Source organism: Fuscibacter oryzae (genome assembly GCF_016765795.1).
Classification (GTDB): domain Bacteria; phylum Pseudomonadota; class Alphaproteobacteria; order Rhodobacterales; family Rhodobacteraceae; genus Fuscibacter; species Fuscibacter oryzae.
In genome coordinates, this window is record NZ_JAESVP010000001.1 from 327,441 (window position 1) to 343,069 (window position 15,629).

Genomic DNA, 15,629 nt, shown 5'->3' on the forward strand with positions numbered 1-15,629 from the left:
ATGGAAATCCTGCTTGCCGCCGCCATTGGCCTACTGACCGCCGGGGGGATCTATCTTATCCTGCGGCTGCGGACCTTTCCGGTGATCCTTGGGCTGTCGCTGCTGTCTTATGCCTGTAACCTGTTCATCTTTGCCGCGGGCCGCCTTGCGCCGGGGCTGGTGCCGATCATCCACAAGGGGTCTGCGGGCTATACCGACCCCTTGCCACAGGCGCTTGTGCTGACCGCGATTGTGATCAGCTTTGGCATGACGGCGGTTCTGGTGATGCTGGCCATCGGGGCGCATCTGGGTGGTGGCGACGACAAGGTGGACCTGAACGAATGATGGGCAACCTGATCATTCTGCCAGTCGTCCTGCCCGCCGTTCTGGCCGGTCTGACCGTGCTTCTGGCGCGGGATAACCTGCGTTTGCAACGGGTTATCGGCTGTGTCGGCATGCTGGTCTTCGCAGCGCTGGCCCTGTGGCTGCTGCTGCATTCCAACGCGCCGCAAGCCTACCGCCTTGGCAACTGGCCTGCGCCCTTTGGCATCGTGCTGATGCTGGACCGGCTGTCGGCGCTGATGCTGGCGCTGTTGGGTGCGGTCGCGCTGCCGGTTCTGGCCTATGCCATCGCCACCGGATGGGATGCGCGGGGGCGGCATTTCCATGCGCTGTTCCTGTTCCAGTTGATGGGCCTGTCGGGCGCGTTCCTGACCGCCGATGCCTTCAACCTGTTCGTGTTTTTCGAGGTGCTGCTGATCGCCAGTTATGGCCTGATGGTTCATGGCGGCGGCGATGCGCGGCTGCGGGCGGGGCTGCATTATGTGGTGACGAACCTTGTGGGATCGACCCTGTTCCTGTTCGCACTGGCCACGATTTATGGCGTGACTGGCACGCTGAACATGGCCGATCTGGCGCAGAAATGGCCGCTGCTGCCGCCCGGCGATCAGGCGCTGGCGCGGGTGGCGGCGGGGCTGCTGCTGCTGGTCTTTGCCGTCAAGGGGGCGCTGGTGCCGCTGCAATTCTGGCTGCCCGGCACCTATGCCAATGCGCCGGGGCCGGTGGCGGCGCTGTTTGCGATCATGACCAAGGTGGGCGCCTATGCCACGCTGCGGCTGGGAACGCTGGTGTTTGATCAGGGGCCGACGGCGGGCATGTGGGCCAGCCTGCTGTGGCCCGCCGCCCTGCTTACGCTGGCGCTGGGGGCCTTTGGGGCCTTGGGTGCGCGTGGCCTGTCGCGGCTGGTGGCCTTTACTGCCATCGGGTCGATGGGCACGGTGTTTCTGGCGCTGTCGGCGGGCACGGTGCAGGCCACAACGGCAGGCCTTTACTATATGATCCATTCCACCCTTGCCGGGGCGGCGCTGTTCCTGATTGCCGATCTGGTGCTGTCGCGGCGTGGAAACCACCGGCTGGAGGATACCCGCCCCATCGCCCAAAGCGGCCTGATCGCCGCACTGTTCATGGCCGCCGCCATCGCCATGGCCGGGGTGCCGCCGCTATCAGGCTTTCTGGGCAAGTTGTTGGTGTTGAACGCCCTGCCCTTTGTGCTGGGATGGGCCACGATCCTGATTGCCAGCTTTCTGACCCTGCTTGCGCTGGCACGCGCCGGGTCTGCCCTGTTCTGGAAGGGCAGCGGCCAGCCGCCCGCGCCGCACCCGACGCAACCCATGACCCTTGCTGCCACTGGCACACTGTTGGCAGGCCTTGTCGCACTGACGCTTTTCGCAGGCCCGCTCACCACATGGTTGTCCGAAACCGCGCAAGACCTGCACGCGCCCGCCGCCTATGTGGCGGCCACCGCCTTGCAGGGGGGAAACTGATGCGCCGCCTGTTTCCCCACCCCTATCTGACCGTCACGCTGGTGGTGCTGTGGCTGCTGCTGGTCAACCGGCTGGCACTGGGCAGCGTGGTCATGGCGCTGATCCTTGGCACCGCCATTCCGCTGATCACCGCGCGTTGGTGGCCAGGCACGCCGCCGGTGGCGCGCCCGCTGGCGCTGATCTCCTACATCGGGCTGGTGATCTGGGATGTGATCATCGCAAATCTCCAGGTGGCAAGGATCGTGCTGTTCATGCCAACCGCCCGCATCAAAAGCGCCTGGATCACCGTGCCGCTGGATCTGACCAGCCCCGAAGCGATCACCCTTCTGGCGGGTACCATCACCATGACGCCCGGCACGCTGACCGCCGACATCGCATCGGACGGGAAATCGCTGCTGATCCATTCGCTGCATGCGCCCGACCCCGATGCCATCCGCGATGACATCAAGGTGCGCTATGAGGCCCGGCTGAAAAGGATATTCGCGGAATGATCGCCTATGCCCTTACCTTTGCCATCGGGTGTTTCGCATTGGCCCTGCTGATGAACCTGATCCGGCTGGCCACCGCCAAGGCACCGGGTGACCGCATTCTGGCGGTGGATACCATGGTGATCAACGTCATCGGCCTGATCGTGCTTTATGGCATCAAAACAGCATCCGGCCTGAATTTCGAGGCGGCGATCCTGTTCGCCATGACCGGCTTTGTATCTACCGTCGCCTTCGCCAAATTCCTGCTGCGCGGAAACATCATCGAATGATCCTTGACCTGCTGATCACCGCAGCCCTGATCATCGGCGGCGCTTTCGCGCTGATCGGCAGCTATGGCCTGTTGCGCCTGAAAGACCCGTTTCAGCGGCTTCACGCGCCGACAAAGGGCAGCACGCTGGGCGTTGGGGCGGTTCTGGTCGCCTCGGCCCTTGCCCATTTCGCACGCGGGCAAGGAGCATCGTGGCACGAGGTTCTGGTGACGGGCTTCATCTTCCTGACCGCGCCCCTGACCGCGCTGTATCTGGCGCGGGTGCATCTGCATCGGGCGGAGCCGAAGCCGCCGCTGCCCTCACCGGCCACCGGGTCTGGTTGGGCCAGCCGTGATCTTGGGTTGGAAAACATCCAACCTGAGCGCGAAAAGGAATAATTCCCCGTTAATAAACCATTGTTTCTGTGGCATAGTTTCTGCGCGATGCGCGAAAAGCGTGCGTAACAGGCAGGCAACGAACCTGCGGGGCATCAAAGGAACAGTGAAATGATCAATGAATTCAAAGCCTTTCTGATGAAGGGCAATGTCATGGACCTTGCCGTTGGTATCATCATCGGCGCGGCCTTCACCGCAATCGTCAACAGCCTTGTGGGCGACCTGATCAACCCGATCATCGGTCTGATCCTGGGCGGCATCAATTTTTCCGACATGTTCCTTGACCTGTCGGGCACCAATCCGGCCTCTCTGGCAGCCGCCAAAGAATCGGGCGCTGCGGTGTTCGCTTATGGCGCGTTCATCACTGCCGTGATCAACTTTGTCATCATCGGCTTCGTGGTGTTCATGCTGGTCAAGGCGATGAACAAGCTGATGCCGCCCAAGGCGGCAGAGCCCGCGCCGCCCGCCGGCCCGACGGAAGTGGACGTGCTGAAAGACATTCTGGCCGCCCTGAAGAAATAAGCGGCAGAGCAGTGCAAAAGGCCCCCGGATCGCCTCCGGGGGCCTTTTTCGTTACATGGCCAGCGCCTCGGCCCCGGTGATCGAGGGCAGGCCGAGGGCGGCCCCGACGGCGGCATAGGTCAGCTTGCCCGCATGGACGTTGAGGCCATTCAGCAGGTGCTTGTCCTCGGCGCAGGCACGTTTCCAGCCCTTGTCGGCCAAGGCCAGCATGAAGGGCATGGTGGCGTTGCCCAAGGCTTGGGTCGAGGTGCGGGCCACGGCGCCGGGCATGTTGGCCACGCAATAGTGCATGATACCATCCACCTCATAAATCGGGTCCTGATGGGTGGTGGCGCGGCTGGTTTCAAAGCAGCCGCCCTGGTCAATCGCCACATCGACCAGCGCCGCGCCGGGTTTCAGCTCCTTGAGCTGCGCCCGGCTGATCAGCTTAGGGGCTGCCGCGCCGGGGATCAGCACGGCACCGATGATCAGATCGGCCTCGCGTGCAAGGGCAATGGTGTTGCCCGCCGAGGCGTAGGCATTCTTGAACTGCCCGCCGAACACGTCATCCAGATAGCGCAGGCGGTTCACGGAACGGTCGATCACCGTCACATCAGCGCCCATCCCCGCAGCCACCTTGCCCGCATGTGTGCCGACAACACCGCCGCCGATGACCAGCACCTTGGCAGGCAGCACGCCGGGCACGCCGCCCAACAGAACCCCGCGCCCGCCATTGGCCTTTTGCAACGTCCACGCCCCCACCTGCGGTGCCAGACGGCCCGCAACCTCGGACATCGGGGCCAGCAGCGGCAGGCCGCCGCGATCATCGGTGACGGTTTCATAGGCGATGCAGGTGGCACCCGAGGCAAGCAGATCATGGGTCTGCTCAGGGTCGGGCGCGAGGTGCAGATAGGTGAACAGCACCTGACCGGGCCGCAGGCGCTTGCGTTCCACCGCCTGCGGTTCCTTGACCTTGACGATCATGTCCGCCTTGGCGAACACTTCCTCTGCCGTGTCGATGATCTTTGCCCCGACGGCGGTATAGTCGGAATCGGAAAAGCCGGCCCCAAGGCCGGCCTTCGTTTCGATCATGACCTCATGGCCATGGGCAATCGCCTCGCGCGCGGCATCCGGCGTCATGCCGACGCGGAATTCCTGCGGTTTGATCTCTTTCGGGCAACCGATTTTCATATGAACCTCCAAAGGGGCCTCCCCGCCCCGTGTGGGATCAGGATTGCGCGAATCCGCTGCGGGAAGTTTGAATTTCCTGTGGCAGTTCTGGCGAGCCGTGGTAGATTTTTCGCAGAATTTGGAAAAATGCCGCAGGAAATCCCATGGATGCCAGCCTTGACGCCACCGACCGCCGCCTTCTGACCGTGTTGCAGCGCGAAGGCCGCATCACCAATGCCGAGCTGAGCGAGCGGGTGAACCTGTCACCTTCCGCCTGCCACCGCCGCGTTCAGCGGCTGGAGGAGGATGGCTATATCGCCCGCTATGTCGCGCTGCTGGATACCCGCAAGATCGGCAAGCCAACCACGGTTTATGTGGAAATCACCCTGCAAGGGCAGGCCGATGAGTTGCTGGACGCCTTTGAGCGCGAGGTGGCCAAGGTGCCGGACATTCTGGAATGCCATCTGATGGCCGGGCAGGCCGATTACCTTTTGAAGATCATGGCCGAGGATACCGAGGATTTCGCCCGCATCCACCGCCAGTATCTGTCACGGCTGCCCGGCGTGCGGCAGATGCATTCCAGTTTCGCGCTGCGGACGGTGGTGCAGACCACGGCGCTGTCGGTGTGAAAGGCGGGGGCCAGCCCCCGCACCCCCGGGATATTTATGAACAGATGATGATCAGGCGAAAAAGCCCGGGCCTGCGCGTTTAAGCAGATCGGCGGCGAGGTCGCGGCCCATGGCGGCGCCATCGGCGGCAGAGCCATGGCGTTCGCCCGCGATCACCTGAGTTCCGTCAGGGCGCAGGATTTCGCCGCGCAGCCACAGGGTTTGGCCCTGTAGTGTGGCAAGCCCGGCAATCGGGGTTTCGCAAGACCCATCAAGATGCAGAAGGAAGGCGCGTTCGGCCGCCAGCCGCAGCCCCGTTTCGTGGTGGTGAATGGCGTCCAGAAGCGCCTTGGTGCGGGCATCATCGGCGCGGCGTTCGACACCGATCGCCCCTTGGGCCACAGCGGGCAGCATGTGATCGGGGTCGATGGCCGACCGGGCGACATGGGCCATGCCCAGCCGGTTCAGGCCTGCCATGGCAAGGAAGGTGGCCGCCGCGACGCCATCGCCCAGCTTTTTCAGCCGGGTTTGCACATTGCCACGAAATTCAACCAGTTGCAGGTCAGGGCGGCGGTGCGCCAGTTGGGCGCGGCGGCGAAGCGAGGACGAGCCGACCGTGGCCCCCTGCGGCAAATCCTCCAGCGTGGCGTAAGCGGTGGAGACGAAGGCATCGCGCACGTCCTCTCGCGGCAGATAGCAATCCAGCAGCAGCCCCTCGGGTTGCAGGGTCGGCATGTCCTTCATCGAATGCACGGCGATGTCGATGCTGCCATCCAACAGCGCCTCTTCAATCTCGCGCGTGAACAGGCCCTTGCCGCCGATGTCTTTCAGCGCACGGTCCTGAATCTGATCGCCGGTGACCTTGATCACCACGATCTGGAAAGCGTCCTGCGGCAGGGCAAAGGCCGCCATCAGCCGGTCGCGGGTTTCATGCGCCTGTGCCAGCGCAAGCGGAGAGCCTCGGGTGCCGATGTTCAGCGGGCGGTCTGGTGTGGGCAAATCATGGGTCATGGCCAGACCAATACCCGCGACCAAAGCGCCGATCAACCGCCTGCCGCTTGACATGCCGCCGCAGGCGGGCAAGGCAAGGGGCGAATGGAGACCCCGATGACCAAGCTGATCCTGCGCGCCCTTGCCGGTGAAACCCTGCCCACCCCGCCCGTCTGGATGATGCGGCAGGCCGGGCGATACCTGCCGGAATACCGCGCGACGCGGGCGCAGGCGGGCGACTTTCTGTCGCTGTGCTACAACCCGGAACTGGCCGCCGAGGTGACCTTGCAGCCGATCCGCCGCTATGGCTTTGATGCGGCGATCCTGTTCGCCGACATTCTGTTGTTGCCGCAGGCGCTGGGGCCGAAGCTGTGGTTTGAAACCGGCGAGGGGCCGCGGATGGAAACGACGACGACACCAGAACAGGTGGCGGCGCTGCGTACGTCCGGGGCGATCCACGACACGCTGTCGCCAATTTATGAGACCATCCGCATCCTGCGCCGCGAACTGCCTGAGGAGACCACGCTGATCGGCTTTGCCGGGGCGCCCTGGACGGTGGCGACCTATATGATCGCCGGGCGCGGATCGAAAGATCAGGGCGCGGCCCATGCGCTGAAGGCCGCCGACCGCGCCACCTTTGCCGCGTTGATCGACCGGATTACCGAGGCCACGGTGGAATACCTGTCGGCGCAGATCGAGGCCGGGGCCGAGGTGGTCAAGCTGTTTGACTCGTGGGCCGGTAGCTTGAAGGGCGCAGATTTCACCGATTTCGCGGTGGAACCCACCCGCCGGATCATCGCCGTGCTGAAGGTCCGCCATCCCGAGACTCCGGTGATTGCCTTTCCGCGAGAGGCAGGGGCGGGCTATATCGGCTTCGCCAAGGCCACCGGGGCCGATTGCGTGGCCATCGACAATTCGGTCAGCCCGGAATGGGCGGCGGAAAATGTGCAGCCCGGCGGTTGCGTGCAGGGCAATCTTGCGCCCGGCCATATGGTGACGGGCGGGCAGGATCTTATCGACGCCACCCGCCGCGTGGTCGATGCCTTCCGGGGCGGGCCCCATATCTTCAACCTGGGCCATGGCATCACGCCGGATGCCGACCCGGCCAATGTACAACTGATGGTCGATACGGTGCGGGGCGCCTGACCTGCGCCATCTGATCAACTCTGGTTTCAGATTGGGTCACAGATATTGACTTATCCTCGCCGGGGCGGAAGGGTCGCCCCAACCTTGGGAGGGATCAGATGAACTGGGCGCATGTATTGGCCAGCCGCTCGTCGCGGATGAAGGCTTCGGAAATCCGTGAATTGCTGAAGCTGCTGGATCAGCCCGACATCATTTCCTTCGCGGGCGGCATCCCTGACCCCGCGCTGTTTCCGGCCGAAGCCTATCGCACGGCCTATGCCAATGCCCTGTCGGATGACCGCGCGGCGGGCGCTCTGCAATATTCGATCTCGGAAGGCTACAAACCCCTGCGCGACTGGATCGCGGCCGACATGACCCGCCTAGGCATTCCCTGCGATGCGGGCAACATCCTGATCACGAGTGGCAGCCAGCAGGCGCTAGATTATCTGGGCAAGCTGATGATCAGCCCGAATGATACGGTTCTGGTCGGCTGGCCCACCTATCTGGGCGCCTTGGGGGCCTTCAACGCCTATGAGCCGAACTATGACCGGCTGGACCCGCGATCGAACCTGTCGCCAGCCGATTTTGCCGCGCGGGCAGAGGCCAAGGGCGGCCGGGTGAAATATGCCTATCTGTCGGTCGATTTCGCCAACCCCACCGGCCAGACGCTGGACCGTGCCGCGCGCGAGGCGGTGATTGATCTGGCCGATGCGATGGACATCGCGGTGGTTGAGGATGCCGCCTACCAGACCCTGCGCTTTGATGGCGAACCGATCCCGCCGATCCTGGCGCTGGAAATCGCGCGCAAGGGCAGCATCGAGGAGTGCCGGACGATCTATTGCGGCTCATTCTCGAAATCGCTCGCCCCCGGCCTGCGGGTGGGCTGGGTTTGTGCGGCGAAAGAGGTGATCGGGCGGCTGGTTTTGATGAAGCAAGCTGCCGATCTGCATTCCTCGACCGCGAACCAGATGGTGACGGAAGAGGTGGCGCGCCTGCATCTGGCCGATCATGCCGAAACCCTGCGCGCCGTTTATTCCGCCCGCCGCGACCATATGCTGGCGGCGTTGCAGCGCGAAATGCCTGCGGGCGTGGAATGGACCCGGCCTGAGGGGGGGATGTTCGTCTGGATCACCCTGCCCCAGCATATCGACGGCGCCGAACTGCTGGCCCAGTCGCTGAAATCCGAACGGGTGGCCTTCGTTCCCGGCCGCGCCTTTTTCGCCGACGGATCGAACGGCAACACCATCCGCCTGTCGTTCTCTTGCGCGAACGAGGCGATGATTGACGAAGGCATCAAACGCCTTGGCCGTCTGGTCAAAGCCGCCTGATCATGCAGCATCTGTGGATCGCCGCGACGCTGATTGCGGCGATTGCGCAAACCGGGCGCAATGCGGCGCAGGCGGGGCTGACCAAGACCATCGGCACGGCGGCGGCAACGCAGGTGCGGTTTTTGTTCGGCCTGCCCTTTGCGCTGCTGTTTCTGGCGCTGGTGGCGGGGTTTGGCCCCGATGCGGTGCCACCGCTGACCCTGCGCGCGGTGGGTTTCACCGCGCTGGGGGCCGTGGCGCAGATCGGCGGCACGGCGATGATGCTGCGCCTGATGCAAAGCCAGAGTTTCGCCGTCACCACCGCCTGGCTGAAAACCGAACCCGTGCTGCTGGCCATCGCGGCCTTTGCCGTGTTGGGCGACCCACTGACGCTGCCCACCCTTTTGGCCATCGCGCTGGCCACCGCCGGCGTGGTGGTGATGACGCTGAAACCCGGCGCTGCCAGCCGCCTTGCGCAGGCGCGCCCCGCGTTTGCCGGGCTGATGGCGGCGTTTCTGTTCGGGCTGTCGGCCATCGGGTTTCGTGGCGGGATCACGGCACTGGAGCAGGGCGGCTTTCTGATCCGCGCCACCACCATCCTGTGCCTGAGCCTTGCGCTGCAAACAACGATCCTTGGCCTGTGGATGGGCCTGTTCGACCGGCGTGGCCTGATAGCCAGCTTTCGCCACTGGCGCGGGTCGGTCACCGCCGGGTTTCTGGGGGCCTTTGCCTCTCAGTTCTGGTTCATCGGCTTTTCGCTGACCTCGGCCGCGAACGTCCGCACGCTGGCGCTGATTGATCTGGTCTTTGCCCAGATGGTTTCGGCTTGGGTTTTCCACCAACCCACCAGTCGCCGCCAGATGGCAGGCATGGCGCTGATCGTGGCGGGGGTGGCTGTGTTGCTGAGGGCAGAGATTTAGCGGCCAACCCATCTCCGGGCGGATCAGGAAACGCAGCGCGTTTCCCCGCCCGTGCGCACCGTTTCAACAAGAGTCGGGTCCACCAGAAGCCCGAGAGGTCAGTGCCTACCCCGGTGGGCGAGAAGCGCCCGCAGATGGCGGGGCGGGCGCTGGCCGGGCCTTTGAGGCCCGGTGGTTCTAATTGCAACTTCACCGCGTGTCGAAGGCGATGGCCTTCACCAGATTGGGGCACTGCCCAATGAAAAGGGCGGCCTGAAGGCCGCCCTTTCCGCATTCCCAAACGGGATGGATCAGAAATCCATACCGCCCATGCCGCCGCCGCCCGGCATTGCCGGAGCAGCCTTGTCGGCGGGCTTGTCGGCGATCATCGCCTCGGTGGTGATCAAGAGCGAAGCAACCGAAGCCGCATCTTCCAGAGCGGTGCGGGTCACCTTGGCCGGGTCGATCACGCCGAACTTGAACATGTCACCATATTCTTCGGTCTGGGCGTTGAAGCCGAACGAAGCATCAGCCGATTCGCGGATCTTGCCAGCCACGACAGCGCCATCGACGCCAGCGTTTTCAGCGATCTGGCGCAGCGGAGCTTCCAGCGCGCGGCGGACAATGGCGATACCGGCGTCTTGGTCGGAGTTCGCACCCTTCAGGCCGTCCAGCGACTTCGCGGCCTGAACCAGCGCCACGCCACCACCCACGACGATGCCTTCCTGCACGGCCGCACGGGTCGCGTTCAGGGCGTCATCCACGCGGTCCTTGCGTTCCTTCACTTCCACTTCGGTCATGCCGCCAACGCGGATGACGGCAACGCCGCCCGCCAGCTTGGCCACACGCTCTTGCAGCTTTTCGCGGTCGTAGTCCGAGGTGGTTTCCTCGATCTGCGCGCGGATCTGGGCCACGCGGGCTTCGATCTCGGCCTTGTCGCCAGCGCCATCAACGATGGTGGTATTGTCTTTGTTGATGGTGATCTTCTTGGCACGGCCCAGCATGTCGATGCCGACATTTTCCAGCTTCATGCCCAGATCGTCGGAAATCACCTGACCGCCGGTCAGGATCGCGATGTCTTGCAGCATCGCCTTGCGGCGATCGCCGAAGCCCGGAGCCTTGACGGCAGCGATCTTCAGGCCGCCACGCAGCTTGTTGACGACCAGCGTGGCCAGAGCCTCGCCTTCAACGTCTTCGGCCACGATGACCAGCGGGCGCTGCGACTGGATCACGGCTTCCAGCAGCGGAACCATCGGTTGCAGCGACGACAGTTTCTTTTCGTGCAGCAGGATGTAGGCGTCTTCCAGGTCGGCAATCATCTTGTCGGCGTTGGTGACGAAATAGGGCGACAGGTAGCCACGGTCGAACTGCATGCCTTCAACCACGTCGGTGGTGGTTTCCAGGCCCTTGTTCTCTTCGACGGTGATCACACCCTCGTTGCCGACCTTCTGCATCGCATCCGCGATCTGACGGCCGATTTCGGCCTCGCCGTTGGCGGAAATGGTGCCAACCTGCGCAACTTCGGCGGTGTCCTTGACCGGACGTGCCGCAGCCTTGATCGCCGCAACGACCTTGGAGGTCGCAAGGTCGATGCCGCGCTTCAGGTCCATCGGGTTCAGGCCAGCGGCCACCGATTTCAGACCGTCCTTGATGATGGCCTGCGCCAGCACGGTGGCGGTGGTGGTGCCGTCGCCCGCTTCGTCATTGGTGCGGGAAGCGACTTCCTTCACCATCTGGGCGCCCATGTTCTCGAACTTGTCAGCCAGTTCGATTTCCTTGGCAACGGTCACACCGTCTTTGGTGATGCGGGGCGAACCGAACGACTTTTCGATCACCACGTTGCGGCCTTTCGGGCCAAGCGTCACCTTCACCGCATCGGCGAGGATGTTGACGCCGCGCAGCATGCGGTCACGAGCGTCCGACTGGAATTTTACGTCCTTGGCAGCCATTGCTGTTCTCCTTGGAAATTAGTTGAGGGGGAAAAGCGGTCTCAGGCCAGAATGCCGAGAATGTCGCTTTCCTTCATGATCAGCAGTTCTTCGCCGTTCACGGTCACTTCGGTGCCCGACCATTTGCCGAACAGCACCCGGTCGCCGGCCTTGACCGACGGAGCGATCAGCTCGCCCGAATCCTTGCGCGCGCCTTCGCCGGTCGAGACGACCTCGCCTTCAGCGGGCTTTTCCTTGGCGGTATCGGGGATGATCAGCCCGCCCTTGGTCTTTTCCTCGGACTGGACGCGACGGACCAGCACGCGGTCATGCAGCGGTTTGAAAGCCATCTGGTAACACTCCCTAGGTTCCAGGAACTATGGTTCTTAGCACTCATGATGGACGAGTGCTAACGAACGCTTAGCTAGGCCTCGTGCGGCCATGAGTCAACTGTGCAATGATGAAATTTCTGCGTCAGTTCCCCCCGCCCCTTGGCGGCGGCGGCCAACGGTGCCACCCTTGCTGGCAGAGGTAAGAGGTTGCCATGCGTCTGTTTTCCGAGCGTCTGTTCCCCGCATTTCTGCTGTCATTCGGTCTGGGCTTTGGCGCCGCCAGTGCCGCCTGTGTCGGGCGCGACCTGATCGCCGATCTGCCGCAAGCGGAGCGGCAAGCCTTGCAGGCCGCCACCGACACCGTCCCCTTCCCCTCGGGCAACCGCTGGCGGGCCGAAAAGGCGGGGCAAGTGGTTGACCTGATCGGCACCTATCATCTGGACGATCCCCGCATTGCGCCGATGCTTGCCTCGGCCCTGCCCGCGCTGGACAAGGCCACCGCCCTTTTGGTCGAGGCCGGGCCCGACGAGGAAAAGGCGCTGAAAGAGCGTATCGCCCGCGAACCGGCGCTGCTGGTCATCACCGATGGCCCCACCCTGCCCGAAACGCTGCCCCCAGAAACCTGGACCCGCCTGTCGCAAGCCATGGCCGACCGCGGCATCCCCGGCTTTATGGCTGCCAAGTTCCGGCCCTGGTATATCTCGATGATGCTGTCGATTCCGACCTGTGCCCTGACCGACATTGGCACACCGAACGGGCTGGACAGGCAGTTGATCGATGCCGCCACGGCGCGCGGTACGCCGGTGCAGGCACTGGAACCCTATGACACCGTGTTCCGCATCTTTGACACTCTGTCCCGGCAGGATCAGGAGTCGATGATCACCTCTGCGCTGGCGATGGTGGATGGCGCCGAAGACATGTCCGCCACCCTTGCCGCGCAATATTTCGCCGGTGAAAACCGCCTGATCTGGGAATTCATGCGCGCCGAAACGCTGAAGCTGCCCGGCTATACCCCCGAACAGGTGGCGCAGGAATTTGCCACGATGGAAGAGACGATGATCAACGCCCGCAACCGGGCGTGGATTCCGGTGATCGATGCGGCAGCTGCAAAAGGCCCGGTTCTGGTGGCCTTTGGCGCGCTGCATCTGCCGGGCGAACAGGGCGTGCTGAACCTTCTGGCGCAGGACGGCTGGGCGATCACCCGGCTCGACGGGCCATGATTGGACCGCGCTTTTTAATGTGCAAGCGGGCTGCGGCATCCTCGGCCCGTGACAACAGGGTTCTTGTGGGCTAAAGGGGCGCCAAACTTCCGATCTTCAGAGGCAGACCCATGACCACCCTCGTCTTCGGCCACAAATCCCCCGACACCGACTCGACCGGATCGCCCATCGTCTGGGCCTGGTATCTGTCCGAGGTGAAGGGCACCCCCGCCAAGGCCGTGCTGCTGGGCGAACCCAACACCGAAGCGGCCTTTGTGCTGCGCCATTGGGGCCTGGACAAGCCCGCGATCATCGCGGACGTGACGGCCGACGACAAAGTGGTGATCGTGGACACCAACAACCCCGCCGAACTGCCGCCTTCGATCAATGACGCCAAGATCCAAGCGATCATCGACCATCACATGCTGGTTGGCGGCATCAAGACCAAGACCCCGATCGACATCACCATCCGCCCGCTGGCCTGCACCGCGACCGTGATGCACGACCTGATGGGCGCCGATGTGGCCAAGGCGCCCAAGGCGATCAAGGGCGCGATGCTGTCCTGCATCCTGTCCGACACGCTGGAATTCCGCAGCCCGACCACCACCGCCCATGACCGCGCCGTGGCCGAGAAACTGGCCGCCGATCTGGGCGTTTCGATCAACGAACTGGCGACCGCGATGTTCGAAGCCAAGTCGGACGTGTCGTCCTTCTCGGATGCCGAATTGCTGCGGATGGACAGCAAGGAATACAACGTCGCGGGCAAGGAACTGCGCGTCTCGGTGCTGGAAACCACCGCGCCCAAGGTTCTGTTGGACCGCAAGGCCAGCCTGATGGCCGCGATGCCCGCCGTGGCAACCGAAGACGGTGCCGATCAGGTGCTGCTGTTCGTCATCGACATCCTGAAGGAAGAGGCCACGCTGCTGGTGCCGAACGATCTGGTCAAAGGGCTGGCAGAGGCCTCGTTCGGCGTGAAGGTTTCGGGAGACACCGTGGTGATTCCGGGCCTGATGAGCCGCAAGAAGCAGATCATCCCGGCACTGAAGCTGTAAGCGGCGGCAGCGGGGGTTTCACAGCCCCGCACCCCCGTGGGATATTTATGAACAGATGATGGGGGGCGGTTGCGCCCCTTTTTCTTTTACACGGCGCGGGCTAGGGATGGGGCGACCCGAGGGGATGCCATGACCGAACTGATCACTTCGCTTGCCGATATTTCCGACCGTTATGACGTGGTGTTCTGCGACCTTTGGGGTTGCCTGCACAATGGCAAGGCGCCCTTCCCTGCCGCGGTGGCGGCCTTGCAGGCGTTCCGGGCCAAGGGCGGCAAGGTTGTTCTGATGACCAACGCTCCGCGCCCTCGGATGGCGGTGGAGCGGCAGTTGGTGGGCATGGGGCTGCCGCGCGATGCCTGGGATATCATCGTCGCCTCGGGCGATGCGGCGCAGGCGGCGCTGTTGCATGGGGCCGTGGGGCGCAAGGTGTTTCATATTGGCGCCGACAAGGATCTGCCGTTCTTTGAGGAGATCACGCCAGAAAATCAGCCCCTTGTCGGGGAACCTATTCAGCGTGTGGGGATGCTGGAGGCCGAAGGCGTGGTCTGCACCGGCCTTGCCGATGACAGCACCGAGACGCCCGAAGACTATCGCACCACGCTTTTGCTGGCAAAATCGCGCGACCTGCCGATGCTGTGTGCCAACCCCGACATCGTGGTGGATATGGGGGAAAAGCGGGTCTGGTGCGCGGGGGCTTTGGCCGAGGACTTCGTGGCCATGGGCGGCGCGGCCAGCTATTATGGCAAGCCGCATCCGCCGATTTATGATCTGGCCCGCCAGCGCCTTGGGCTGGAGGAGGCGCGCATCCTGTGCATCGGGGACGGCATCGCCACCGATATTCAGGGCGCGCAAGCCGAAGGGTTGGACGCGCTGTTCATCACCGGCGGTATTGCCACCGCACATTTCGGGCCAGACCCGGTCAACCCCGACAAGGCCCTGCTTGACAGCTGGCTGGCGCAGCAACGCCTTTCGCCCCCTTGGGCAATGCCGTTCCTGGCGTAACGGTCCGGTAACATTATTGCGGCCTTGGTCGCATTATGGCACAATTCATGCGCGATCATATTGCGCTGCGGCGCAGCATGATCTATGCTGCACCGCATGAGCACCGGGAATCGCGACATGCTTGACAGCCAGCACAATCTGCCTCGCGGAACGATCTGCATTGAAGATCTGGAGGTGGGCATGGTCCGCTATCTGGATAAAACGGTGACCGACCGCGACATTGAGCTGTTTGCCGAAGTGTCAACCGACCGCAACCCGGTGCATCTGGACGACGCCTATGCTCAGGATACCATTTTTCAGGGTCGGATTGCCCATGGCATGCTGACCGCCGGGCTGATTTCCGCCGTCATTGGTGAACAACTGCCCGGCCATGGCACGGTCTATCTGGGCCAGAGCCTGAAGTTCATGGCCCCTGTCCGCCCCGGCGACCGGGTTCATGCCGAGGTCAAGGTGATCGCCATCGACCACGCCCGCCGCCGCGTGACCCTTGAAACCCATTGCGCGGTGGGTAATACCGTGGTCCTGAAGGGCGAGGCGCTGGTTCTGGCGCCTAGCCGCAAGTTCGACTAGCGGGGCTTTCCCC

The 15,629-nt window shown here is 63.6% G+C and carries 18 protein-coding genes; 14 read left to right on the forward strand and 4 right to left on the reverse strand.

Annotated elements, in window-relative coordinates; translation table 11 throughout:
* The 6 genes from JI744_RS01520 to mscL all read left to right on the forward strand — a co-directional run bounded on the left by JI744_RS01520 (position 1) and on the right by mscL (position 3,455).
* A complete protein-coding gene (locus JI744_RS01520) occupies positions 1-324 on the forward strand; it encodes a Na+/H+ antiporter subunit C (RefSeq protein WP_202657591.1) in 324 nt (107 codons plus the stop codon).
* The gene (locus JI744_RS01525; RefSeq protein WP_202658231.1) at positions 324-1,802 is read left to right on the forward strand and encodes a monovalent cation/H+ antiporter subunit D; all 1,479 of its coding nucleotides are present in this window, start codon (positions 324-326) and stop codon (positions 1,800-1,802) included. Before JI744_RS01520 ends, JI744_RS01525 begins: the two co-directional genes overlap by 1 nt.
* On the forward strand, positions 1,799-2,293 hold the full coding sequence (locus JI744_RS01530) for a Na+/H+ antiporter subunit E (protein ID WP_202658232.1): 495 nt from the start codon (positions 1,799-1,801) through the stop codon (positions 2,291-2,293). The genes JI744_RS01525 and JI744_RS01530 overlap by 4 nt, the downstream gene beginning before the upstream one ends.
* Positions 2,290-2,559, forward strand: a complete 270-nt coding sequence (locus JI744_RS01535; protein ID WP_202657592.1) for a K+/H+ antiporter subunit F — start codon at positions 2,290-2,292, stop codon at positions 2,557-2,559. Before JI744_RS01530 ends, JI744_RS01535 begins: the two co-directional genes overlap by 4 nt.
* Positions 2,556-2,936 carry a Na+/H+ antiporter subunit G gene (locus JI744_RS01540; RefSeq protein WP_202657593.1) on the forward strand — a complete coding sequence of 127 codons (381 nt, stop codon included), beginning with the start codon at positions 2,556-2,558 and terminating at the stop codon, positions 2,934-2,936. Before JI744_RS01535 ends, JI744_RS01540 begins: the two co-directional genes overlap by 4 nt.
* Positions 2,937-3,044: 108 nt before the next feature.
* Complete coding sequence (gene mscL / locus JI744_RS01545) at positions 3,045-3,455, forward strand: large conductance mechanosensitive channel protein MscL (RefSeq protein WP_202657594.1); 411 nt, start codon at positions 3,045-3,047, stop codon at positions 3,453-3,455.
* A 51-nt stretch (positions 3,456-3,506) separates the two neighbouring features.
* On the opposite strand, the gene ald is transcribed toward mscL, so the two are convergent.
* Entirely contained in the window at positions 3,507-4,625 is a 1,119-nt protein-coding gene (ald, locus tag JI744_RS01550) for an alanine dehydrogenase (RefSeq protein ID WP_202657597.1), read from the reverse strand.
* 143 nt (positions 4,626-4,768) lie between these two features.
* On the opposite strand from ald, the gene JI744_RS01555 reads away from it, so the two are divergent.
* Positions 4,769-5,233, forward strand: coding sequence for an Lrp/AsnC family transcriptional regulator (locus tag JI744_RS01555; protein WP_202657598.1), 465 nt, complete (start codon positions 4,769-4,771; stop codon positions 5,231-5,233).
* Between the two features lie 51 nt (positions 5,234-5,284).
* Here the strand turns inward: JI744_RS01555 and hemC are convergent, their stop codons facing one another.
* Complete coding sequence (gene hemC, locus JI744_RS01560; RefSeq protein WP_202658233.1) at positions 5,285-6,223, reverse strand: hydroxymethylbilane synthase; 939 nt, start codon at positions 6,221-6,223, stop codon at positions 5,285-5,287.
* A 96-nt stretch (positions 6,224-6,319) separates the two neighbouring features.
* Between hemC and hemE the strand changes: the two genes are divergently transcribed.
* The 3 genes from hemE to JI744_RS01575 all read left to right on the forward strand — a co-directional run bounded on the left by hemE (position 6,320) and on the right by JI744_RS01575 (position 9,554).
* On the forward strand, positions 6,320-7,348 hold the full coding sequence (gene hemE, locus JI744_RS01565) for a uroporphyrinogen decarboxylase (RefSeq protein ID WP_202657599.1): 1,029 nt from the start codon (positions 6,320-6,322) through the stop codon (positions 7,346-7,348).
* Positions 7,349-7,446: 98 nt separating this feature from the next.
* A complete protein-coding gene (locus JI744_RS01570) occupies positions 7,447-8,655 on the forward strand; it encodes an aminotransferase-like domain-containing protein (RefSeq protein ID WP_236019195.1) in 1,209 nt (402 codons plus the stop codon).
* Between the two features lie 2 nt (positions 8,656-8,657).
* Complete coding sequence (locus JI744_RS01575) at positions 8,658-9,554, forward strand: DMT family transporter (protein ID WP_202657600.1); 897 nt, start codon at positions 8,658-8,660, stop codon at positions 9,552-9,554.
* A 290-nt stretch (positions 9,555-9,844) separates the two neighbouring features.
* On the opposite strand, the gene groL is transcribed toward JI744_RS01575, so the two are convergent.
* Positions 9,845-11,482 carry a chaperonin GroEL gene (gene groL, locus JI744_RS01580; RefSeq protein ID WP_202657601.1) on the reverse strand — a complete coding sequence of 546 codons (1,638 nt, stop codon included), beginning with the start codon at positions 11,480-11,482 and terminating at the stop codon, positions 9,845-9,847.
* 41 nt (positions 11,483-11,523) lie between these two features.
* Entirely contained in the window at positions 11,524-11,811 is a 288-nt protein-coding gene (locus JI744_RS01585) for a co-chaperone GroES (RefSeq protein WP_202657602.1), read from the reverse strand.
* A 194-nt stretch (positions 11,812-12,005) separates the two neighbouring features.
* Between JI744_RS01585 and JI744_RS01590 the strand changes: the two genes are divergently transcribed.
* From JI744_RS01590 to JI744_RS01605, 4 genes are all read left to right on the forward strand, one after another.
* Entirely contained in the window at positions 12,006-13,013 is a 1,008-nt protein-coding gene (locus JI744_RS01590) for a TraB/GumN family protein (RefSeq protein ID WP_202657603.1), read from the forward strand.
* A 110-nt stretch (positions 13,014-13,123) separates the two neighbouring features.
* Positions 13,124-14,044 carry a manganese-dependent inorganic pyrophosphatase gene (locus tag JI744_RS01595; protein ID WP_202657604.1) on the forward strand — a complete coding sequence of 307 codons (921 nt, stop codon included), beginning with the start codon at positions 13,124-13,126 and terminating at the stop codon, positions 14,042-14,044.
* A gap of 129 nt (positions 14,045-14,173) precedes the next feature.
* Entirely contained in the window at positions 14,174-15,046 is an 873-nt protein-coding gene (locus JI744_RS01600; RefSeq protein ID WP_202657606.1) for a TIGR01459 family HAD-type hydrolase, read from the forward strand.
* Positions 15,047-15,163: 117 nt separating this feature from the next.
* Positions 15,164-15,616: a MaoC family dehydratase gene (locus tag JI744_RS01605; RefSeq protein ID WP_202658235.1), complete on the forward strand. Its 453-nt coding sequence runs from the start codon at positions 15,164-15,166 to the stop codon at positions 15,614-15,616.
* The last annotated feature ends 13 nt before the right edge of the window (positions 15,617-15,629 follow it).

What these genes read in the sequence shown, in the direction of transcription:
- JI744_RS01520 (WP_202657591.1), top strand. Translation starts at nt 1, where the DNA reads ATGGAAATCCTGCTTGCCGCCGCCATTGGCCTACTGACCGCCGGGGGG.
- JI744_RS01525 (WP_202658231.1), top strand. Translation starts at nt 324, where the DNA reads ATGGGCAACCTGATCATTCTGCCAGTCGTCCTGCCCGCCGTTCTGGCC.
- JI744_RS01535 (WP_202657592.1), top strand. Translation starts at nt 2,290, where the DNA reads ATGATCGCCTATGCCCTTACCTTTGCCATCGGGTGTTTCGCATTGGCC.
- JI744_RS01540 (WP_202657593.1), top strand. Translation starts at nt 2,556, where the DNA reads ATGATCCTTGACCTGCTGATCACCGCAGCCCTGATCATCGGCGGCGCT.
- mscL (WP_202657594.1), top strand. Translation starts at nt 3,045, where the DNA reads ATGATCAATGAATTCAAAGCCTTTCTGATGAAGGGCAATGTCATGGAC.
- ald (WP_202657597.1), bottom strand. Translation starts at nt 4,625, where the DNA reads ATGAAAATCGGTTGCCCGAAAGAGATCAAACCGCAGGAATTCCGCGTC.
- JI744_RS01555 (WP_202657598.1), top strand. Translation starts at nt 4,769, where the DNA reads ATGGATGCCAGCCTTGACGCCACCGACCGCCGCCTTCTGACCGTGTTG.
- hemC (WP_202658233.1), bottom strand. Translation starts at nt 6,223, where the DNA reads ATGACCCATGATTTGCCCACACCAGACCGCCCGCTGAACATCGGCACC.
- hemE (WP_202657599.1), top strand. Translation starts at nt 6,320, where the DNA reads ATGACCAAGCTGATCCTGCGCGCCCTTGCCGGTGAAACCCTGCCCACC.
- JI744_RS01570 (WP_236019195.1), top strand. Translation starts at nt 7,447, where the DNA reads ATGAACTGGGCGCATGTATTGGCCAGCCGCTCGTCGCGGATGAAGGCT.
- JI744_RS01575 (WP_202657600.1), top strand. Translation starts at nt 8,658, where the DNA reads ATGCAGCATCTGTGGATCGCCGCGACGCTGATTGCGGCGATTGCGCAA.
- groL (WP_202657601.1), bottom strand. Translation starts at nt 11,482, where the DNA reads ATGGCTGCCAAGGACGTAAAATTCCAGTCGGACGCTCGTGACCGCATG.
- JI744_RS01585 (WP_202657602.1), bottom strand. Translation starts at nt 11,811, where the DNA reads ATGGCTTTCAAACCGCTGCATGACCGCGTGCTGGTCCGTCGCGTCCAG.
- JI744_RS01590 (WP_202657603.1), top strand. Translation starts at nt 12,006, where the DNA reads ATGCGTCTGTTTTCCGAGCGTCTGTTCCCCGCATTTCTGCTGTCATTC.
- JI744_RS01595 (WP_202657604.1), top strand. Translation starts at nt 13,124, where the DNA reads ATGACCACCCTCGTCTTCGGCCACAAATCCCCCGACACCGACTCGACC.
- JI744_RS01600 (WP_202657606.1), top strand. Translation starts at nt 14,174, where the DNA reads ATGACCGAACTGATCACTTCGCTTGCCGATATTTCCGACCGTTATGAC.
- JI744_RS01605 (WP_202658235.1), top strand. Translation starts at nt 15,164, where the DNA reads ATGCTTGACAGCCAGCACAATCTGCCTCGCGGAACGATCTGCATTGAA.